Source organism: Bacteroides sp. 224 (assembly GCF_010500995.1).
Lineage (GTDB): Bacteria > Bacteroidota > Bacteroidia > Bacteroidales > Bacteroidaceae > Bacteroides.
Genome location: NZ_QVMK01000001.1, coordinates 110,448 through 132,175, shown reverse-complemented (window position 1 = coordinate 132,175; position 21,728 = coordinate 110,448). Strand labels below are relative to the sequence as shown.

Below are 21,728 nucleotides of genomic sequence, written 5' to 3'. Positions count from 1 at the left end.
TTATTCTGATTCTTTTAATGCCCTGATTAGTAAATCATTATCTGCTTGATTGCGAATGGCTATACGAATATAATTCTCAGTACTGAACCCCGCTTTCTTTCCACAGTCTTTAACTAAGATATTATACTTCTTCAGCAATGTGGTAGTTAATTCTCCGGAAGAATAACCGGATCGTATTTCACATAAGAAATAGTTGGCCTGAGAAGGAATAACACGCAGAAAACGAATCTCCTTCAATTTGGTAAAGAAACGTTCGCGCTCAGCAATGAACTGTTTGCAAGCATTCTTATAATCAACATCGTACTTGCTGTATATTTGCATATAAAATTCGGCAAAGGAGTTGATGTTCCAAATAGATATATCTTTTCTTATTTTAGCTATTCGCCGGGTACAGGAGTTTGCTACCAACCCTAATCTTAATCCGGGCACTCCATAAGATTTGGAGATACTTTTTATTATTACTAATTCCGGATATGTTTCTAATATCTGATTGGTAATCATTGTATTATGGTAACTTTCCGTAGAGAAGTCAACAAAAGATTCGTCAAGAATCAGCAAGACACTCTTTCTCTGTGCCCAATTGGCGAGTGTGATAAGATCTGCTTTGGATATAAAATTCCCCGAAGGATTATCCGGGTTAATCAGTATCAAAACTTCAAGTTCCTTGTCATTAAAGTAATCGATAAGATCCTGTGCGGTATAAGAAAAATCGGGGTTTGCAGGCTGGTACGAAATGATTCTTTCCTTATGAATACGATTTGGATACTCCTCGAAAGTTGGATAAATAGCTCCGATGTTACCATCAATCGACTCCATTAAACTTTTAATGAGCTCTGCCGCACCATTTCCTACAGCTACATAGTCTGGTTTAATATTAAAATTTCTGGCCATCAATAAGCTGTTGACAGACATTCCCGAAGGGTATTCACTTAAAAGAGTATCGAAGTTCGATTTAATTTCCTCCTTCATCCTTTGCGGTGGGAAGTAAGGGTTCACCAAGTAGCAGAAATCTTTCAGAAGTGGAAATCGCCAATATCCACCGAATCTTTTGTGGTATAATTCCAACCCATTTTCTTCGGCAAAAAGGGTTTCTGCTATGTCAAGATCCAATATATCATCAATCTCATACCAGCGTTCTCCTTTTAGGGTAAGACCTTTAAGTTCGCAATTCTCCAACAAGGTGATAACTCGTAGAACCTGTTCGTAATATTCGTTGTTGCCTAATGCTTTACTGTAAGCTTCAAGAAAAGGCACATAATTCTGGCACGAAAACTCTTTGCTAAACTTATAAATGTTGACGGTTTTATAGTAAGTATCTATCTCTTTATAGCTAAAAGCCTTCTTCGAAATAAAGTTAACAATATCGTTATCTTCATTCATCTGAACCATAGTTCCATCCATCCACGATTCATATTTTGCCACTAACACGAGGTTAGGATAAGGGTTGTCCATTACCTTATGAAATATGGAATCTTCGAAAATAAGATCCGATTCAATCAGCAAAGTATCATCCTCTTGCAATTGATCTTTGGCTAAATAAAGAGAATAGATATTGTTGGTTTTATCATAGATAGGATTCTCTACATACTGAATGGGTATGTTGCTAAAAGAAGAACCTACATGCGCTTTCAACTTGTCGGCCTTGAACCCAACTACGATAATGATACGCTGAAGGTTTAAATCGGATAGTTGGCGCAGCAAACGGTCTATCAGGTAAACACCGTTTACTTTAATCATGCATTTGGTGTTTTCCTTTGTCAGTTCACCTAATCGCTTTCCCATTCCTGCTGCCAAGATAATTGCTTGCATCCTTACAGTTGTTATATATTATATCGCAAAGATATATCTTTTTGGGTTCTTTGAGGTCTATTGCCCGCAATGATTCATATATTGTGTCGATAACTTGCTTCTTATCGCAATAGGAGCAGCAATGATCTTTGATATATCTTCCACCGAACAATCTACAGGATATGCATGAGGATGTATTCTCAACAGAAACAAGCTGGGTCCTGTGGTAATACTTCCTACAAAAAAAGATGCATCTATAAGAATTTGCATGGAAGAGAGAAAACGCATCATCTGCATTTCCTTCTTTTGACTGTTTGTTTTGGTAAATTCGCTATTAACATACCCTTGCTCATTAGCAGCACAAAGTGTAAACCAATTTATTTCCGGCCACGACTTTTGCAGGTGCTGAAAGATCCGGTAATCGTCTGTAAGAACAAAAACCGTTCTTTCTTCCGATTTTTCTTTAATTATCCGGATGTAATAATCCGATGGTATAAGTTCTGTTTCTGTTATTTTATCTCCTCCACGTATCTGACAGCCCGCATAATGGAGAGGAAGTTGAAGGTCTTCAATCAGCTTCCGGCATTTAATCGCTGTATTTTGGTTAAAGCGCCAAACAATCTCTGTTATCTTACTAAAAGCATGCATATAATCTCCATCAATGCCTAACTCAGAGATATAAAAATGTTGGTTTGGATTGAATTTGATATGATGATTCAACCTTACCTTTTCTTTATAAGTAACAATGGCCAGAATTGTTCCGATGAAAGTGCGATAGACATGTTTAAATTTCCACTTCAACAAGGCACAATTCTTCTGTTTGAAGCTCCTCCTTATTATTTCCTTCCACGATGGAATGGCATGTGTATTGTATGTATGATGAAAAGCCTCGTTCACTTCTTCACAAAAAGGAATGAAATAGTCGTTCCACCCTTTATCGTATCCAAAATTAGCATCGGCAGAATAGAGTTTGAATTGAATTTTATGTTGCAGGCAATAAAGTATCGCACTAACCATATAGCTGTACTCGGCAAAGAAGCCGGCGTCTATTCCTACATGATAAATTAATACCTTGCGAAAAGACTGATTAAGTACCTTGTATGATTCTGTGATATCTTTCATTTCTGTTGATTCATTCTTTTGTAGTATGCATCATGATTCACATCTCCTCTTATCCCCTGAAATACCCCTGTGACCCATGCTCTTAGTTTCTGCCACTTTCTTTTCTCCATAAACAGAATATAGAAAGGTCTTTTCCAGATAAGCGTCCAAATAAGATCTTTTCGTTTAAACTCCGGATAGTTCTTCCGCAGATAGAGGAAATTGCGAGCAATGTAATATGTTCGAATAGGTGGATAATTCAGTGATACAGGGCGCCAACAAAAGAACTGTTTACAAAGCGGATGCCCCAGTTCGTGTTTTAAACTTGCTATTGGTACCTGCATAACTTTCCCTTTCTGCCGATGGATACGAAGTAGATACTCAGTATCAATTGCATCTATGACAAATTCTTCATTAAACCATCCAACTTGCTTGATGGCTTTAATGGGGAAGACACTTCCTGAAATAATCATCCCCTGTACCTCCTTCATACCTTCTTCGGCAAGAGGGGTTCCATTGATGAGTGGCACATAAGCATAATGAGAAGTATCCCGGTCTTTACTAATTACCCGGATATACGAATTAAACATGTCAGGAAGGAACCTACTATCCTGATCCATAGTTAGCAGGTGGGTATAATCTTTCTCCAATGCTATGGAAGCAGCATAGTTAAGTGCTTTGCCAATTCCTACATTATCCCCCTGCCTGTATGTGATTATTTTTTCTTTGATTTCTTCCGGAAATTGTACCGGCACCGATTGGGGAGTATTATCCCAAACGACCAACCCATCCATCCCGTCGATATAAGATTGGATATTCTCTACCACATTCTTGGGAGGATAATAAAGTGTAACCACACCTAATACTTTCATGATTTCCTCCTTTTAGTCAGGTATTCTAAACTTTCTTTGAATGTGGCCGACTTACTTGCCCACATAACGAATATATATAATGCAGCCGCAATAACTATCTTGCCAGCAAAACAAAAGTAGATATTGGTAATGAAGGAAGTGATGTAATAAGTAACCGCCATCACCCCGGCAGCAATAAATGCATAAGGAAGAATGTCTTTCAGGGCATGAAACAGACTTAATCCAATAGCTCTTTGCACAAAGAAATGCCAGACAAAGAACCAACTTATATTGATAGATACATAGACAACGAGCATTGTCTGAATTCCATAAGGATATGTACAGAGCGCGCTTGCAAGTAAAATTACTCCCAAAGCCATGATATTCCACATAAACACCCGAGACATTCCTTTACTGATAATCAATTGTTGATAGAGATTGATAATAGGCACAAAGGCACCTCCTATGCAAAGTAATTGTATCATGGGTACACTTGGTAACCATTTATCCGTAACGGCTATAACAATCAACTCTTCCGAAACCAACCCAAGCCCCAGCATGGCAGGGAAAGAGGTAAAAGCCGCGAAGCGAAGCATCTTCCGAAAGATTCTTTTTTGCCGTTCAGCATCATCTGATGCACTGGCAAAGATCGGTTGCGCCACTCCGTTTATCATTCCAAGAATCATCTGCTGCCCCATACCGCACCATTTATTGGCTTGGTTGTAATATCCTACTTCTGTTTCTGAATAGAATTTCCCTAATATAACAGAAAGCAGGTTGTGGTTAATGTGATTAAAAATATTGGTAATGAGTAGTTTATAACTGAAGCCAACCATGCTTCTTAAAGGTGCGAAACTAATTTGGAAAGTAGGCCTCCACGAAGAGAAGCACCAAAGGCACACAGTCATTGTACCAATGTAAACCAGATTTTGAGTAGCAATCCCCCAGTACGAATAGCCAAGGTAAGCCAACGTAACTCCTACAATACCCGAAAGGGTGAGTGCAATAACCGAAGAAATTGCTTTCTGCTTAATCTTTAGATTGCGAGACAGATAAGCACTGTGTGCAATCCCCAAACTGGATAAAAAGAATCCAAGAAAGGAATAGCGTGCCAAGTCCGTCAATACAGGTGTTTCGTAGAATTGAGCAATGAGGGGGGCAGCCATAAATAACAAAAAATACAGAAATGCGCTAAACAAGGCACTAAACCAAAATACGGCATTGTAATCTTTGTGGGTTACTTCTTTCTTATTAATAAGAGCAGCCGTAAAACCACTTTCCTGTAGAGTGGAGGCTATAAGCGAAAAGATGGTAAGCATACCTACCATCCCGTAATCATCGGCATCAAGAACACGGGCCAAAAAGATGCCGAAGCCAAGATTTAGTAACTGTTGGAGTCCATTACTTAATCCGCCCCAGAATAATCCTTTGGCTGTTTTCTCTTTTAATGATTCCAATTTTAGTTATTTACGATTAGACGATTTACTATTTACGATTGAAGTAACTTTTTCTTCGTTACTATTTAGACAATTTACTATTTACACAAACTAATTCCAATCGTAAATAGTAAATCGTCCAATCGTAAATCACTTCACTTCGCTTCCCGGCTTCACCTCCTTCTGTGGCATCACAACAGCCAGACTTCCGTCGCTATTCTCTGCACTGAGAATCATTCCTTCCGAAACAATTCCTTTCAGTTTTCTGGGTGCCAGATTGGCAATAAAGCAAACCTGCTTTCCTACAAGTTCCTCAGGTTGATAGTGTTTGGCAATGCCCGATACGATGGTACGTGTTTCCAGTCCATCATCTATTTTGAATTGCAATAGCTTGTCTGCTTTAGGCACTTTCTGGCATTCAAGTACGGTTCCTACGCGGATGTCTAACTTAGTAAAGTCTTCAAAGTCAATGTTTTCGCGAATTGGGTTTGCCTTATAATTGGCCTCTTCGTTTGCTTTTTTAGTGTCGAGTAGTTTCTGTACCTGTGCTTCAATTACATCATCTTCAAGTTTCTCGAACAAAAGTTCGGCTTTATTCAGTTGATGTCCGGCAGACAGAAGATCCGTTTGTCCCAGTTGTGTCCATTCAAAGCTACTCATGTTCAGCATATCGCGAAGCTTTTGCGAGCTGAATGGTAGGAAGGGTTCAAAAGCAATAGCTAAGTTGGCCACCAACTGCAAGCTGATGTTGAGAATAGTGCCTACGCGTTCCATATCTGTTTTTGCCAACTTCCAAGGTTCGGTATCTGCCAGATACTTATTACCAATACGGGCTAAGTTCATAGCTTCCTTTTGTGCATCGCGGAACTTGAAGATATTCAAAAGCTTTTCTACTTCGGTTTTTACGTCGGCAAACTCTTTCAGTGTTTCTTTATCGTAATCGGTAAGCGCTCCGGCATTAGGCACTTTTCCGTCGAAGTATTTATTAGTCAGCACCAAAGCACGATTCACGAAGTTACCATACACAGCTACCAACTCATTGTTATTGCGTGCCTGAAAGTCTTTCCAGGTAAAGTCATTATCCTTCGTTTCGGGTGCATTGGCGGTAAGTACATAGCGCAACACGTCTTGCTTGCCGGGGAAATCTTCCAAGTATTCGTGCAACCATACCGCCCAGTTGCGCGAAGTGGAGATTTTATCTCCTTCCAGATTCAAAAACTCATTGCCCGGCACATTGTCGGGAAGAATGTAACTTCCTTCTGCCTTGAGCATGGCAGGAAACACAATGCAATGGAATACGATATTGTCTTTACCAATGAAATGAACCAAACGGCTTTTGGGATCTTTCCACCACTTTTCCCAACTGTCGGGAAATAGTTCTTTGGTGTTAGAAATATATCCGATAGGAGCATCAAACCAAACGTAAAGCACTTTACCATCGGCTCCTTCTACAGGAACGGGGATACCCCAATCGAGGTCGCGACTTACAGCGCGGGGTTGTAACCCCATATCCAACCAGCTCTTACATTGTCCGTATACGTTGGGACGCCATTCTTTATGCTCTTCCAGAATCCATTGACGCAACCAAGCTTCGTGCTGGTCGAGTGGCAGATACCAGTGCTTGGTTTCTTTCATCACAGGAGCCGTTCCGCTGATGGTGCTTTTAGGATTAATCAAGTCGGTAGGAGAAAGAGATGTACCGCACTTCTCGCATTGGTCGCCGTAAGCGCCTTCCGAATGGCAATGAGGGCATTCGCCTGTAATATAGCGGTCGGCAAGGAACTGATGCGCCTCTTCGTCATAATATTGCTCGGATGTTTGTTCAATAAAACCGCTTTTATCATATATGGTACGGAAGATTTGCGATGCCAACTCTTTATGTGTCTGCGAGGTAGTGCGCGAGTAGATATCGAAAGAGATACCAAACTTCTCAAAAGAATCTTTTATCAGGTAGTGATAACGATCTACGATGTCTTGCGGAGTAACACCTTCTTTCTTTGCACGGATGGTGATGGGCACGCCATGCTCATCTGAGCCTCCAATAAATACTACTTCTTCTTTTTTAAGGCGAAGATATCGTGCGTAGATATCTGCCGGTACGTATACTCCGGCCAGGTGACCGATATGCACGGGTCCATTGGCGTATGGCAGAGCCGAAGTAATAGTGGTTCTTTTGAATTTCTTTTCCATATATTGAGTTTTTATTTATCTGTTAGAGCTTTATAACAGGTGATAATCTGCGAATTTGCAAAGGTAATTGTTTTCTCTCAAAAAGAGGTGTTCTTTGGAACTGAAAGTGCTGGTAGCATTTGCTCTAACTGCCAGTAGCAATTTGCTTGATTGCCAGTAGCATTTTATTCAATTGCCAGTAGCAACTTATATAACAAAAGAATCCCCCCACTTCTTTCTTACCGGAAGCAGAGGGATTCGAGAGAATACTAATACCTAACAGAGAACTTTATTGTATAGCTATTGTAGTGCTTTCCACCCATTTATAAGTTCCATCCGGACCTTTTAGTGTTGCAGTATGGCGACCTGTAAGATCGGGAATTATTGTTCCTGTAGGCTGTGAGCCAAGTACTTCAAAATCCCAGGCGGCAACCAGATTCGGATCATTGGGGTCTACATCCGTTTCGCCTAAGGAAGACAGACGGATTTCATCGCGGCTTCTAACACTCTTCCAGATGCGAATGTATTTGAGGTATCCGGAGAAATACTCTTCGCGGGTTACCTGATCGGAACCTAAGCGGCAGAATCCGGTTAGAGGCATTTTTTTATCTACACAGCCATCTTCCAAGTATGTTCTCCAGGCTTCGCCTACACGGATTACGTCTCCGGTTTGAGTACCATTCACAAATACACAGGCTTTGGAGTGCGATTGTGGAGGAGAGAATCCCGGTACACCATCATCGGATACGGCAAAGGCAAAGTGCGTCCAGTTATTCCGTGGGTTGGGTACGGAGGCACGTGGTTCCCACCATTCCGGGTCTTTAGGACCTTCGTTTTGCCAGTGCGCCATGGTACCTCTCATGTAATCTTTTCCACTCGATTTTCTGTACTGAACACGCCATCCGCTACGCGGAGAACTTACATACGATGCTAAGAAAGTACTGTTATCTTCTCCGGATTTACTACAGAATTCTTTGACGTTTACCCAAAGTTCAATGGTAAAGCTTTGATGGTTGTCGGCTCCGAATCTAACATAGTCTTCGTTATACCCAAAGTCAATGTAACCACCTTTGTTGCCATCTACAAAGAGGTTCCAGGTGATGTGATCTTCTTCCCATTTGGTTGCTTCGAGCTTTTGTTTTTGTTCTTCGGCAGAGGCCATAGCATCATCAAATAGTTCTTGTGTAAAGTTGGTGATAGCACCCGACTGGGCACGTTCCGACACTGCATACAAATCATCAATGGCTTTTTGAAGAATCGTTTTGCTGTCTATCGGATACTGTCCTTTGTGGTCGCCCCATACCGTATTATCTTCCAACAGGGTTTCATATTCGGCCGCTTTGGCGTTGAGTTTCCTGATAAGCTCACGAGCTGTTTCGGAAAGATTATACAAACGACTATTTTTAAAGGAATCAATGGCTTGATTGGTTTTGGCCACGAGAGATTCCAAAGCACTGTCGGTAATACCCTCTCCGTTTTTCAGTTTGGCGATGTGCGTATCCAGTTCATTAATCGCCGTGTTCAGAATCTGTTTGCTGCTTTCGGGGAAAGTGCCCGGAGCAGTGCCATAAGCAGAGCTGCTTAACAGATATTCTAAAGAAGCACGGTTTTCCTGAAGAATACTTAATGAAGTATCTGTGATGAATTCCACATCGTTATCATCCGAACACCCGCTCCATAGACAGGCCATGCATACTATCAATGCTAAAGATAGTAGATGCCGGGCGGCTGTTTTATTTATAAGTTGTTTCATATTTCAAATTATTAGGTGTAAAAAGATTATTTAATACGTTCCCATTTGTAAGTACCGATCAGTTTGGCGGTATGTTTGCCGGTTAGGTCGAGTACCTCGTTATCTGCTCCGGTGGGCTTGGAAGTGAAATCCCAGGCGGCTACCAGGTTGGTTTCTTTACCGGTGATGTTTGTTTCTTCTTTGGAAGAGGCTATCACATACTCTTCGGATTTTGCTTCTTTCCAGATGCGGATTTTCTTCATGTAGCCGGAGAAACCTTCTTCCATTCTCTCGTTGTTTACCCAACGGCAGAAGCCCGTCATTGGTTTGTCGTAGTTATCATAATCGGTAGAGTTATATACCTCACTTGCGTTGCTGTTGGTTTGAGTGGCTTTCAGTTCGCCGTTCAGGTAAAGTTTTGCACGCAGGTTCGGATCGCCGTCCAATCCTTTATCGCTTTGAATAAACACATAGTGCTGCCATACTTTGTCGGCAGGTGCAGTGTAAGAGGGTTCCCACAAGCCTCTGCGACCGCTTGCTGTGATGCCTGCCCAGGTAGCACGGAAGATTCCACCATTGGAAATACGCCGGTAAAGCATCCAACCATTACGCCACTGACTGTTCGACATATAAGTGCAAAGGAATATGTCATTGTCATGTGGTCCGTGCTCCATGATCTTCACCCAGAACTCGATGGTAAATGCCTGATTTCCTGTTTCGCCAAATACTGTGTAGTCTTTACTGCGTCCGTAGTTTATGTAAGATTCGTTTGTCTTACCATCTACGAATAGCTCGGCCGGAATGGTTTCGGCATCTTCTGTGCGAATTGTTTCTTTAAATCTGCCGATGGCATCATTGGCATTCTTCAGGTACCTTTCTTTCTCACTTGCCGATGGAGCAGGGTTTTGATACTTAATCAGCAATACAGCCCGGTTGGCATCATCAATTGCATTGCTCAGGATGGCGCGGCTTTCTGCCGGATACTGCCCGGTTTTGTTTCCATAATCGGAGTTCTGCTGCAAGTCCGTCATGGCAACGATTACTGCATCCAGCTTATCAATATAGGTATCTTTAATTTCCGGAGCCGTAGCAAAATCATGCTTCTCTTCCGAACAGGCGGAGAATTGTACGATCAGTACCATGCAGAAAGCATAGGTCCATACGCTCCATAATCTATTTTTAGTATTCATTCTTTTTCAGATTTAATTTCTATTATTGTTTAGAACACAGAGACGCAAAGTCACAGAGATTTTAAATTAAGGCAAGAGGCATTACTTGCAAAAACTTTGTGCCTCTGTGTCTCTGTGTTCCATTAGCTTCTTTATTTATCAGTCGGCAATACAAGCATTAACGCGGGTACTCCCGAAGCATCGTAGCAGGAAACATCTTTTCCGGGCACCTTACTGTAATCTTTGTTAGTCAGGTTACGCTCGTTCCGGTATTTCCATCCGTAATTAATGGTGCGTTCCAACCAGGGACGGAATTGAGTTTGTCCGCAATCGTAAACCAGCATCTCCATGTATTGCGCAAAGATGGCTGTGTAGATGCCTTGCTCTTCTCCATCTTTGAATGGGAGGATGTACAACGGTTCCGACATGGTATCCATGGTATATTTGGTAGCCATGATGGCATTGTCCAGATATTCCTGTTCGCCGGTGAGTTTGTATAGCATACAAGATGCGCCAATGAATGTACCTTGGTTGTAAACGGTTGCTTTCCAGGCCACATCGTTTCCGTGACGACTATCGGCTACATTACCTGTATTCTTGTCGAAGAGGTTTTTCACTCCCCAATCATAGATTTCCTTTGCATTGGCAAGGTATGTATCGCGGCTGTGCCATCTTGGGTAGTTTGAGTTTCCGCCAAATCCGGTTTCATCATCCTTCTTGTGTTGTTCGTCTGATGGGGAAATGCTGTTGTACAACGTCATAGCAGCAATAACCGTCGGGAAGTTGATACATGCCATCTTACCTTTGCCACTGGTATCGGGCGGATTGCTTTGGTTCCATTGCCAGAACATACCACCGTCTACTTTATCGTAAGAGCCTCTGTCTTTTACAATGTACGAGCCATGCCATACGCGGCAAAAGCTTTCGTCGGCCAGCTTCAGGTACTTCTCATCTTTGAATAACTCGTAGGCACGTGCGTGAGAGATAGTCCACCACATGATGTCGTCGTAGATAAACCAACCGGTTTCGCCATTGGGGTCGTGCCAGTTGAAGTCTACGTAATGTGCTTTGTTACCTTCGAATATTTCGTCTACCAGCGCTTTGTATTTTGTTTGCTTAGCTGCATCATTCTCTTTTACGGCGCGCTTGTAGGCGTTCATCGACATATCCCAATAAATGGCTTGTGTCCAGATGGCACCTACAGTCTTTTTGGTATTGGCACCGTTGGGCACACTGCTGTCTTTCTTATAGATATGTGTCTCTTTGTCCAACAGGTATTCGTTGAATGCATCGTAAGCCACCCATGTGTCGGCATTGGTATAAGGGGTTACTATTTCGTAGTCGAGCACATAAACCGAATCGTCGTCGTCGCTGCAAGCAGATATAAAACAGGCTCCGCAAAACAAGGATATGGCCGATATAATATATTGTTTGATCATAATCGTAATAAGTTAAATTGATTAATATCCGGGGTTTTGAACTAAGTTCTTATCTACGTCTATCTCTCCCTGAGGAATGGGGAAGAAGTACTGACGATCGAATTTGCGTTCCACCACTTGCGAGCGTATGAAGAAGTCTTCACCATCTCCGTTAATATTCATACCATGAATCGGTCTGTTGAAGTACTCATTGGCCAATCCCCAACGACGAACATCAAAGTAGCGACAATTCTCGAAAGATAGTTCTACACGTTTCTCTTTGCGTATCAACTCCATTATATCGTCTTTATTACTTGGGCGTGGTAAGGCATTGGTACCTTCGCCATACATAGGGATGCCTGCACGTTTACGAATTTGATTCATGTATTTCCAAATATCGCTGTGTGTAGGATCTGTATGGCAAAGCGCTTCCATATAGTTGAAGTAGATATTGGGTAAACGTAGTAAAATACATACTAAGCTTTGACTCCGGTTGCCGGCTCCCATACATTTACGTACTAAGTAGCCGGTGCTGGTATAGTCGTTTACACCGCCTTTCTTACCACAGTCTCCGCTGTAATAGAAATCGGAAACGTTGCCGCCGTTGGTTCCTTCAAACCACTTTTGCCCGTTGAAGGTAATATCGGCATAGAAGCGTGGTTCGCGGTTTACATACATCATTCGTGTACCCAGCGGAGCATACACCTGCCCGGTGGAAGATTTATAGGCTTCTTTGCTCATTCCATCTTCTACATAACCGGCTTCTTCGTTATAAATTGGGGTCACGCCGTCGGCTTTATATCCGAGGATGGGCGACATACCGTTAGCCATGAAATAAGCATCTACCTGCTCTTGTGTGGCACCCAGCAGGCTACCGCCTTTGTAATTGGTATCGCTGATGCGGCGGTCGTTAGGCATGCGGTCGTACTGCATAGTTCCGGCAGAGTTGTCGATACGATAGAATATCATTTCCCGGTTGTTGTTAATTTCACTGCGGGGAGTTCTAACCGCGCGGCGATAGGATTCATACGGATCATATCCGCTTGCATCGGTGTCTGTTACATCTTTACCGTCTTTGTTGGTATACATCAGCTGGTAGCGGCTTCCGTAAGTAGTAAGGAATGCCTGGCATTCTGTAACTACCTTCTGCCAGTTTGTTTTGATGGTTTGCTGATCGGGAACAGCGGGAAACAACTTCGTTCCGTCCTCATTGGCTAAGTTTGCATAGTAATTGCACTCTCCGTTGAATAACCAACTGGCACGGTAGGTAAGTGCCTCGATAATAAAGGCTTGGGCAATGGCTTTATCAATACGTCCCAACCCACTAACGGCATCGGATGAGGCATTGTCCAGCAATCCTTCTTTTTGCGCTTCCTTTAATTGGGCTACAATGTAGTTGAAACACTCATCTACAGTGCTGCGAGGCAACTGCAACTCATCAGTTGGTGTACCTTGTTCATATTCTTTTTGCAGTAAAGGTACAGGGCCGTACGTGCGTACCAGGTAGAAAAAGTAGATGGCGCGCAAAGCTTTTGCTTCTGCTTTCCATTGCTGCTTTTCGGATGGGTTTACCTGGTCGGTTGGTGTTTGGTCAATGTATCTGGTGAATACAAACGACTCGCGAACGCCCGAGAACCAGCTCTTCCAACGTGTTTTTACCATCGTTTCTTCGGTAGCACTCATGGTGTTGTTGTTAATCAACTTGGCTTTATTGCCGGATGAAACATACTCTGCCTCGTCGGAAGCAGCCGTCCACGGGCCGGGTGTACGATATAACGATGTTTCGTGCACTTGTCTCTGATTAAATTCATCGGGGAGGTAGGTATACACACCTGCCAGATATCCCAGTGCTCCGTCTCTGGTTTTGAAAACCTCATTCATAGATAAGCGGTCATCCGGCACCTGATCGAAATAGTCTGAGCAAGAAGTCGTTACCAGTACGAGTGATAAAATACCTGCTAATATATATTTGTTCATAATCGTATGTTTTAGAAAGTGAAATTAACTCCAATGGAATAAGAGGTCGTATTGGGATAAGAAGAACCATTATCGGTATTCAACTCGGGATCCCACAATTTAAATTTGCTTAGTGTAAACAGGTTGTTACCCATTACGTATACAGCGGCATTCTTTAACGAAACTTTGCGCACCCAGTCTTTGGGTAAGTTATAAGAGATCTGCAACGTTTTCAGACGCAGAAAGCTTACATCGCGTAGCCACCAAGTGCTTGGCTGGAAGTTATTCTGGTTACTGCCGGTTTCGGCTCCGTAAGATAAACGTGGGTAGAAAACATTTTGGTTTGGGTTTTCTTCCGTCCAGCGATCTTCTATATTATGGTATAGATTACCTGCACCACCGCCACTGTTAAATGGCTGAATACTGTTGCCACTTAAAAGACGTTCGGCATTGTGTACTCCCTGAAAGAGCATTCCTACAGACAGTTCCTTCCATCCTACAGTGAAACCGAAACCGTATACGAATTTAGGAACATCTCCCCGGCAAATATAGCTTTTATCGTAAGCATCGATTTTGCCGTCGTTATTCAGGTCTTTGTATTTAATATCTCCGGCTTTTATCGTGCCGAACTGTGTAGCAAAAGGTCTGGGCGTTATGGCCTTATTCTCGGGCGAGAGTGCTTCCCAGCGAGATATATCATCAATCTCGGCTTGGGTAAATAAGCCTTCGGCAATGTATCCGGTTTTTGCATTGATATTGTTGCCATTCTGGTTCATCCACGAATATTTTTGATCGGGCAATTCGCCTTTTATCCACTTATCTTCATTGTAGGTTACATTTCCCCGAAGAGAAAGAGTCCAGTCTCTATTCAATCGTTTGTTGTATTCGATGGTTCCATCGAAACCTTTATTCTCTACAATACCTACGTTGCCGTAAGGAGCAGCCGTGTTGTATCCCAGGAATGACGGAATTGAGTTGGAACGTTTTAACAAAATGTTCTCGCGTCTTTCTTTAAATACATCGAATATAATAGACAGGTCATCATTAAACAGCTTTATATCAATACCCAAATCTTGTTTTCGGGCTTCTTCCCAAACAAGGTCTACTGCATTGTTCACTATTTCGTATCCTCCGAATTTGGTTCCGTTAGGACCCAGAATGTAGCCATAACTTCCACTTCCTTTTAACTGGTCGAGGTACATGAAACGTCTGTCGTTTACATTACTGTTACCAATTTTACCATCGGTATAGCGTATTTTAAGGAAAGAAACAGTGCCCGAAATGGGTTCCCAGAACTTCTCATTAGAAACTACCCATCCTAAACCGAAAGCCGGGAATGTACCGTAGCGTTTTTTAGGAGAGAAGTTTTCCGAACCATTGTAACCTACATTGAATTCGCCGAAATAACGGTCTTTCCACGAATAAGTAACACGGCCGGCAATCCCCCTCATTCTATAGGGAAGCGAGTTTTCGAGGGTGATGTCTTTTTGTTGTATCAACTTTTGTTCCTGGTTGAATAAGAAAAGCCCGCTTACCCGATGATCGCCGAATGTACGATCGTAGTTGAGTGATGCCTCCAGGTAAGTTTTCTTGTTACCGCTTGATGTTTGAGAGAAACCGAGAACGTCTGATCCGGTGTATGTTTTCGACAGTATCGGATAGCCATCCATATCATAAGGCACATTCGTGTTCTGGAAGTAATAAGTAGATTCTCTACGATCTTGTTTAAGTTTTACTTCATTATATACATCGAATGCATACATAGCGGTTAACTTCAGTCCTTTGGTTATCATGTCCAAGTCTTGCGTAATACGCAGGTTAGAGTAAATTTGGTTTTTGGTAAGATTCTCATAACCGCGACGCGTAGCATCGGCATACGGATTGCGGAAACCACCATTGGGATTGATACCAGGAACAAAAGCCTCTCCGTTAATGTAGAACATCTTCGGATAATCTACCGGAGAGATAGACATGGCCGATCCGTATATAGTACCCGATGAAATGGCCGGGTAATTACCCTCACCCAAATATCCTTGCGCACCAATTTCTACTTTGGTGGTGGAAGTAGCGTTAATAGCGATATTAGTGGTAAAGTTATAACGATCGTACTTCATCTTTGAATCGTATCCTTTGATGCTATTGTCGGTGGCCGTCATACCGGTTTCGTTGTAGTAGCTAACAGAAGCATAATAAGTGGCTCTTTCGCTACCCCCGCGTATGTTTACGTTTACACGACGATTGTGCCCCCAGTCTTCGAAACATTCTTTGATCCAGTCTACATTCGGGTATAGATAGGGGTCGAACCCTGCTTGCGTGTTTTTGATATGTTCTTCGGAATATTTAGGTGCCAAGCCATCGTTTTTTAACGCCTCATTAGCGGCATGCATATAGCTAACGCCATCGGCAAGATCCACCTTCTTGGTGAAACGGGTAAACGATTCGTAATAATCGGCACTGATGGTGGGCTTACCTACCTTACCGGGTTTTGTTTTGATAATGATTACACCATTTGCACCGCGAACCCCGTAAACGGCTGTTGCAGAAGCATCTTTCAGGGTAGTGAGTGATTCCACATCTTCCGGGTCGATGTCGTTAAAAGCACGTTCTACTCCATCTACCAATATTAAAGGGCGGGAGTTATTTGGTGTGGAGATACCACGAATCCAGATGTCGGCTGCGTCTTTTCCGGGTTCTCCGGTTCGCTGAACGGCTACTACCCCTGCCAAACGTCCGGATAACACACTGGTTAAACTGGCCGATGGCGCTTTGATGTCTGCCACGCTAAGTGTAGATTGCGCACCGATGTTACTGATTTTACGTTGGGTACCGAAACCTACGATTACGGTTTCTTCCAGCTCGTTTACTTGTTCTTCCAATATAATGTCGTAGATATTGGTAGAACCTGTAACTTTTACTTCGGCTACTTTAAACCCTACATAAGAGGCTTTTACGATGGCGTTCTTTTTGTTAACGCGTAATTCGTACAAACCGTCTACATTGGTTATCACGCCATTGGTTGAGCCTTCTTCGGCTACGTTCACCCCAATCAGAGGTTCTCCTTTGATGTCGGTGATACGCCCTGATATCTTGCGCCCGTTTTGCTGTTGTGCGTCGGCACTACTTGTACCTTTGCCGGAGATAAATACCTGGCGGTCGGCAACCTGATACTTGCAGGATGTACCTTCCAGGAGTTTGTTGAGTATATCTTCTATCTTTTCTCCTTTGATGTTGAAAGAGACTTTGCGTTCCAAGTCGATGTCATCATCTAAATAGAAGAATACAAATTGACTGTTTTTCTCGATTTCTTTGAAAGCTTCCCTCAATGTTCTGTTCTCTACATGGATGGAAAGGGTTTTCATTTGTGAGTAATGGAAGTTACTACTGGCTAAGGCCGGACTTGTTCCTGCAAACAGGAAACAAATGAATAGTCCCAGTACTTTATCCTTCCATTTGTTTGTTGCATTTCTCATTGTTGATAAAGTTGATGTTTCACATAAGTATTATAAAAAACTCTTGTTTTTTAGAGACAAAGCGCCTCCCGGACGATGCTGCAGCATCATCCACTATTGAAATAATACGTCATAAATTAGAATTTGATTTTGGTTAACTACTCTTTATGTTTTTACTCGCTGTTTTTCACAATTTGGTAAGTGGCTTTTTGTTCATCATACGTATATTTTATGGGTGCGACAAAGGTTAATCCGTTGAGTACTACCTCGAAATCATCTTTTAGATCGATCTTTCCCGAACATTTAATCTGACTGAAAGAGGGTTCTGACTCTATATTGATTCCATAATAAATGGAGAGTCTGTTCAGTACATGGCTCAATGGTGCGCTCTTAAATCTGTAAAGTCCATATATCCAGGAGGTGTACTGATCTACATCTACATAGTCTGTTTCTACGCTGCCGTTGACCATGCTAAACATCTGATTGGGGCTTAATATTGTTTTGGGGCTATGTTCGGATTCTACTTGAACCGATCCTTCTACCAGCACCACGCTGTATGCCGAGTCTGCCTCGTAGGCTGTTACATTGAACTTGGTTCCTAACACACGCACGTTCATCTCTTTGGTGCGCACATAGAAGGGGCGGTTTTCGTCTTTGGCCACTTCAATGTAAATCTCTCCATCTACATAAATCTCGCGCTTTTTATCTTCAAATTCGGCCGGATATATCACCCGCGTGCCCGAATTGATCCATACTTTGGAACCATCGGAGAAGGTGAGCACCGAACGCTTGCCACGAGGAATTACCAACTGATTGTAGGTAGCCGTTTTTTCTTTCACAATGCTTTCCTCATCGGCTTTAATATCTTGTTTGTTATAGGTAATTTCCGATTCTTTTTTGTTGATGCTTACAGTCTTCTCTTCGGAGAGGATCAGCAGGGTTTCGGTGGTTTCGGGCAGGTCGATCTTTGTTTGCATGGCAAAGTTGGTGATATCGGGGGTGCCATGCTTGCCGTAGTTCTCTATCAGGAGGAAACTACCCAGAATAAGGAGGATGCTTGCCGCAGCACTCCACCCAATGTAGCGCAGCTTTCTGCGTTTGCTGCCTGCTGTATGTGCGTTGGTGGTGTCGATGCGCGCCCATAGACCGGTCATTTCATTATCGGAGAGTGTATCTTCGCTTACTGATAAAGCTGCCAGATATTCTTTGGCTGCCGTAAACTCGTTTATATTAGATGGGGCGGAAAGCTCGAATTGTTTCCAGAAGTTTATAGTTTCTTCCGTGGGATGCTTCATGGAAGATATAAAGAAATCATTTTGAAGAAAGTCTTCAAAAGTATATAGTGTAAAGTCTGTATTTGTTGCTTTAAGATTCATTTTATTTATCATAACTATTCATATAACAGAGCTGATTGTGTTTTATACTCATGTTTTTCGGAGTTTTTTCTTTGAGTATCTTTTCTTTGTAGCAGAGAGATTTCTGCAACATCGCAATTGTCAATTGTTAGCTGTCAATTAATTATTTCCCCTTTCTCCTAAACTTCCCCTTCACCTTATTCAGTGCCCGTTGTATGGAGTTTAACACAGATTGGTAATTCATATCCGTTATCTCGGCAATTTCCTGAATACTCATATCTTGCATATAGCGGTAGTAGATTATTTCGCGTTGCCGTTCGGGTAGTGCAGCCATGATGGTGCGAACGGTTTGCTTGGTTTGTTGTTCCTCTTCTTCTTTTATATAGGCGGTTTCCGGAGTAGAGTGGTCGGTAGCTGTTTCTTTTTCGGGGGCGGGTTCGCCGGTGGTGGGGTGGTTGGCGTTTTTTTGCAGGGCGTTGAGCAGTGTATTTTTTAGGGCAACGATGAGGTAGCCCATAATGTTGTTGGTAACATTCAGGTTGGCACGATTGGCATAGATCTTCACAAAGACATCGTGAATGCAATCTTTAATCAGTTCTCTGTCTGTAGTATACAATAAGCCGTACTGAAATAGATCCTTTACCGTTTGTTGGTATATCTGAGAATAGGCCTCCGAATCCCCTTTGAGGAACCTCTTCCATAAAAGAACATCGGAATTAAACTCAGTGTGCATGGATGGTGTACTTAAAGATTTATCTGCAAAAATAGTATAATAAATTAAAGTTTAGACACAGATGCCACAGATTGCACGGATTTTAATTTAATGAATATTTGTCCGTGTTTCAGAGTCGATCTAATTTTCTTTTCCATGGAAAAAGTATTTCATGTACTTACATCTGTGAGAATAGCTGCAAAAAACAAAGCTTTGGTTGCAGCGGAAAATAACTGTTTGGTGCTTTAACTGCTTATTTGTTTGCGTTAAAAACACCCGGATGTTTCAATGGAAAAGATCCGGGTGTTTTGGTAGGAAAGACCCGGGTCTTTTTTATCTTTTTGCCTTGCCCTAAAATGGCCAGACTTATACAGGTATAAACCAAATGCGGTATCTGATGCTGCCTGAGAGCTGTGTTTTTATGGCGCGCGTTAGGTGCGTGATTGGTGCGTTAGGTATTTTCGACCACCTAACGCACCTCAAACCCTTTACTGCAAGTCGTTTCAACCCCAAGTGCGTGAGGTGCGTTAGGTTTTGGCGAAAAATTCCCTGTACAAACAGAAATATGAGCATCTTTAACATCAACCTAAAATAACTGATTAAAGAGTTTATGCAACCACATATTTTCTATAAGTTTGCACAAATTTTTAAATGATATGATTACAATAGAACAACTTAAAGACGTGAAAGAGCGCGTAGATGCGCTGAGGAGGTATCTTTGACATCGACGGGAAGAAAATTCAAGTCGAAGAAGAACAATTAAGAACACAAGCTCCGGGATTTTGGGACGACCAAAAGAAAGCCGAAGCACAAATGAAGTTAGTAAAAGGACTCCAAAAATGGATTGAGGGCTATACAGAAGTAAAGACTATGGCTGATGAGCTGGAGTTGGCTTTCGATTTCTGTAAGGACGAATTGGTGACCGAGGAAGAGGTAGACCAAGCTTATGCTCTTGCACTGGAAACAGTGGAGAACCTCGAACTTAAAAATATGCTTCGCGAAGAAGCCGACCAACTGGGCTGTGTACTTAAAATCAACTCGGGAGCCGGTGGAACCGAAAGCCAGGACTGGGCATCTATGCTGATGCGTATGTATCTGCGCTGGATAGAAGACAACGGCTACAAAGGAACAGTAACCAACCTTCAGGAAGGTGACGAAGCAGGTATCAAAACCTGTACCATTCAGGTAGAAGGTGATTATGCCTATGGATATCTGAAAGGCGAGAATGGGGTACATCGTTTGGTACGTGTATCTCCTTACAATGCGCAGGGAAAACGAATGACTTCGTTTGCATCGGTATTTGTTACTCCTTTGGTAGATGATACGATTGAGGTACAAATCAATCCGGCGGCTATTACCTGGGATTTATTCCGTTCGGGTGGTGCCGGAGGTCAGAACGTAAATAAGGTGGAAACCGGTGTTCGTCTTCGTTATAAATACAAAGACCCTGATACCGGAGAAGAGAAAGAAATTCTTATCGAGAATACCGAAACCCGTTCTCAATTAGATAACCGCGAAAATGCCATGCGTTTGCTTCGCTCTCAACTCTATGACATGGAGTTGCAGAAGAGACTGGCAGAACAACGGAAGATAGAAGCCAACAAACAAAAAATTGAGTGGGGATCGCAAATACGCAGCTATGTGTTTGACGACCGTCGTGTGAAAGACCATCGTACCAACTACCAAACATCTGATGTGAATGGGGTAATGGACGGAAAGATCGATGGGTTTGTTAAGGCATATCTGATGGAGTTTGCAGGGGCAGAAAACGAATAAAGTGTTTCACCACAGAGTACACAGAGGGCACAGAGGTTTTAATTTTCCTGCGGCATCGCAACTTATCCTCTGTGTCCTCTGTGTACTTTGTGGTGAGATATTAAATCTTTTTTATACTGCAATCCTTGCACCTCATTATTTTTCTTCCTATTTTTGGGTAATTCATGAACAACCAGTTCATAACACTTATAAAACTAATACAATCTGATCATGGGAAAGAATAATAAAAAGAAAAAAGGAAGCAAAAAGAACGAAGAAGCTCAAGGACAAAAGGTGATAAAGATACTTTTTGTATCATTAATCATATTGGGCCTTTTAATGATGATTGGCTTTTCACTGCTTAATAAATAAATGGAGATAGAACGGAAGTTTCTTGTAACAGGCGAGTTTAAATCACAAGCTTATAAACAAATAAGAATCACCCAAGGCTATATAAGTTCTGCCCGGGGACGAACGGTTCGTGTGCGCATAGCCGGTGATAAAGGATACCTAACCATAAAAGGAGCCTCCAACGAAGCAGGAACCACTCGCTACGAATGGGAAAAAGAAATATCCTTGCCCGATGCCGAAGACCTGATGAAGCTATGCGAACCGGGTGTGATCGATAAAACCCGTTATCTGGTGCGCAGCGGCAAGCATACGTTCGAGGTAGACGAGTTCTATGGCGAGAATCAAGGCTTGGTTATGGCCGAAGTAGAACTCAACTTTGAAGAGGAGGAATATGTGAAGCCTCACTTCATTGGCGAAGAAGTTACGGGAGATGTGCGGTATTACAACTCGCAATTAATGAAACATCCCTTCACAAAATGGTAATTA

At 42.4% G+C, this 21,728-nt stretch carries 15 protein-coding genes; 3 read left to right on the top strand and 12 right to left on the bottom strand.

Annotated elements, in window-relative coordinates:
* The 12 genes from D0T60_RS00410 to D0T60_RS00355 form a co-directional block, all read right to left on the bottom strand.
* Complete coding sequence (locus tag D0T60_RS00410) at positions 1-1,809, bottom strand: aminotransferase class I/II-fold pyridoxal phosphate-dependent enzyme (protein WP_163216130.1); 1,809 nt, start codon at positions 1,807-1,809, stop codon at positions 1-3.
* 57 nt (positions 1,810-1,866) lie between these two features.
* On the bottom strand, positions 1,867-2,910 hold the full coding sequence (locus D0T60_RS00405; RefSeq protein ID WP_163216127.1) for a hypothetical protein: 1,044 nt from the start codon (positions 2,908-2,910) through the stop codon (positions 1,867-1,869).
* Complete coding sequence (locus D0T60_RS00400; protein WP_163216125.1) at positions 2,907-3,761, bottom strand: glycosyltransferase family 2 protein; 855 nt, start codon at positions 3,759-3,761, stop codon at positions 2,907-2,909. The genes D0T60_RS00405 and D0T60_RS00400 overlap by 4 nt, the downstream gene beginning before the upstream one ends.
* Positions 3,758-5,197 (bottom strand): lipopolysaccharide biosynthesis protein, encoded by a 1,440-nt coding sequence (locus D0T60_RS00395; RefSeq protein WP_163216122.1) that lies wholly within the window; start codon positions 5,195-5,197, stop codon positions 3,758-3,760. Before D0T60_RS00395 ends, D0T60_RS00400 begins: the two co-directional genes overlap by 4 nt.
* 129 nt (positions 5,198-5,326) lie before the next feature.
* Positions 5,327-7,366 carry a methionine--tRNA ligase gene (gene metG, locus D0T60_RS00390; RefSeq protein WP_163216119.1) on the bottom strand — a complete coding sequence of 680 codons (2,040 nt, stop codon included), beginning with the start codon at positions 7,364-7,366 and terminating at the stop codon, positions 5,327-5,329.
* A 268-nt stretch (positions 7,367-7,634) separates the two neighbouring features.
* Entirely contained in the window at positions 7,635-9,098 is a 1,464-nt protein-coding gene (locus D0T60_RS00385; RefSeq protein ID WP_203558258.1) for a DUF4972 domain-containing protein, read from the bottom strand.
* A 26-nt stretch (positions 9,099-9,124) separates the two neighbouring features.
* Entirely contained in the window at positions 9,125-10,267 is a 1,143-nt protein-coding gene (locus tag D0T60_RS00380; protein WP_163216116.1) for a DUF4972 domain-containing protein, read from the bottom strand.
* A 131-nt stretch (positions 10,268-10,398) separates the two neighbouring features.
* Positions 10,399-11,685 carry a glycoside hydrolase family 76 protein gene (locus D0T60_RS00375; RefSeq protein ID WP_163216113.1) on the bottom strand — a complete coding sequence of 429 codons (1,287 nt, stop codon included), beginning with the start codon at positions 11,683-11,685 and terminating at the stop codon, positions 10,399-10,401.
* 21 nt (positions 11,686-11,706) lie between these two features.
* The gene (locus D0T60_RS00370) at positions 11,707-13,641 is read right to left on the bottom strand and encodes a RagB/SusD family nutrient uptake outer membrane protein (RefSeq protein ID WP_163216110.1); all 1,935 of its coding nucleotides are present in this window, start codon (positions 13,639-13,641) and stop codon (positions 11,707-11,709) included.
* A gap of 11 nt (positions 13,642-13,652) precedes the next feature.
* The gene (locus D0T60_RS00365; RefSeq protein ID WP_163216107.1) at positions 13,653-17,090 is read right to left on the bottom strand and encodes a TonB-dependent receptor; all 3,438 of its coding nucleotides are present in this window, start codon (positions 17,088-17,090) and stop codon (positions 13,653-13,655) included.
* Between the two features lie 152 nt (positions 17,091-17,242).
* Positions 17,243-18,445, bottom strand: coding sequence for a FecR family protein (locus tag D0T60_RS00360; protein WP_163216104.1), 1,203 nt, complete (start codon positions 18,443-18,445; stop codon positions 17,243-17,245).
* A gap of 142 nt (positions 18,446-18,587) precedes the next feature.
* Positions 18,588-19,157 (bottom strand): RNA polymerase sigma factor, encoded by a 570-nt coding sequence (locus tag D0T60_RS00355; protein WP_163216101.1) that lies wholly within the window; start codon positions 19,155-19,157, stop codon positions 18,588-18,590.
* 635 nt (positions 19,158-19,792) lie between these two features.
* Between D0T60_RS00355 and prfB the strand changes: the two genes are divergently transcribed.
* The 3 genes from prfB (at position 19,793) to D0T60_RS00345 (ending at position 21,725) form a co-directional block, all read left to right on the top strand.
* A protein-coding gene (prfB, locus tag D0T60_RS00350; RefSeq protein ID WP_163216098.1) for a peptide chain release factor 2 occupies positions 19,793-20,912 on the top strand; the annotation gives its coding sequence in 2 pieces (ribosomal slippage) (positions 19,793-19,855 and positions 19,857-20,912; 1,119 coding nt in all).
* A 210-nt stretch (positions 20,913-21,122) separates the two neighbouring features.
* Positions 21,123-21,263 (top strand): hypothetical protein, encoded by a 141-nt coding sequence (locus D0T60_RS18620; protein ID WP_203558257.1) that lies wholly within the window; start codon positions 21,123-21,125, stop codon positions 21,261-21,263.
* Positions 21,264-21,725, top strand: coding sequence for a CYTH domain-containing protein (locus D0T60_RS00345; RefSeq protein WP_163216095.1), 462 nt, complete (start codon positions 21,264-21,266; stop codon positions 21,723-21,725).
* Positions 21,726-21,728 lie beyond the last annotated feature (3 nt).

What these genes read in the sequence shown, in the direction of transcription:
- metG (WP_163216119.1), bottom strand. Translation starts at nt 7,366, where the DNA reads ATGGAAAAGAAATTCAAAAGAACCACTATTACTTCGGCTCTGCCATAC.
- D0T60_RS00360 (WP_163216104.1), bottom strand. Translation starts at nt 18,445, where the DNA reads ATGAATCTTAAAGCAACAAATACAGACTTTACACTATATACTTTTGAA.
- D0T60_RS00380 (WP_163216116.1), bottom strand. Translation starts at nt 10,267, where the DNA reads ATGAATACTAAAAATAGATTATGGAGCGTATGGACCTATGCTTTCTGC.
- D0T60_RS00355 (WP_163216101.1), bottom strand. Translation starts at nt 19,157, where the DNA reads ATGCACACTGAGTTTAATTCCGATGTTCTTTTATGGAAGAGGTTCCTC.
- D0T60_RS00385 (WP_203558258.1), bottom strand. Translation starts at nt 9,098, where the DNA reads ATGAAACAACTTATAAATAAAACAGCCGCCCGGCATCTACTATCTTTA.
- D0T60_RS00400 (WP_163216125.1), bottom strand. Translation starts at nt 3,761, where the DNA reads ATGAAAGTATTAGGTGTGGTTACACTTTATTATCCTCCCAAGAATGTG.
- D0T60_RS00370 (WP_163216110.1), bottom strand. Translation starts at nt 13,641, where the DNA reads ATGAACAAATATATATTAGCAGGTATTTTATCACTCGTACTGGTAACG.
- D0T60_RS00375 (WP_163216113.1), bottom strand. Translation starts at nt 11,685, where the DNA reads ATGATCAAACAATATATTATATCGGCCATATCCTTGTTTTGCGGAGCC.
- D0T60_RS00345 (WP_163216095.1), top strand. Translation starts at nt 21,264, where the DNA reads ATGGAGATAGAACGGAAGTTTCTTGTAACAGGCGAGTTTAAATCACAA.
- D0T60_RS00365 (WP_163216107.1), bottom strand. Translation starts at nt 17,090, where the DNA reads ATGAGAAATGCAACAAACAAATGGAAGGATAAAGTACTGGGACTATTC.
- D0T60_RS00405 (WP_163216127.1), bottom strand. Translation starts at nt 2,910, where the DNA reads ATGAAAGATATCACAGAATCATACAAGGTACTTAATCAGTCTTTTCGC.
- D0T60_RS18620 (WP_203558257.1), top strand. Translation starts at nt 21,123, where the DNA reads ATGGGAAAGAATAATAAAAAGAAAAAAGGAAGCAAAAAGAACGAAGAA.
- D0T60_RS00410 (WP_163216130.1), bottom strand. Translation starts at nt 1,809, where the DNA reads ATGCAAGCAATTATCTTGGCAGCAGGAATGGGAAAGCGATTAGGTGAA.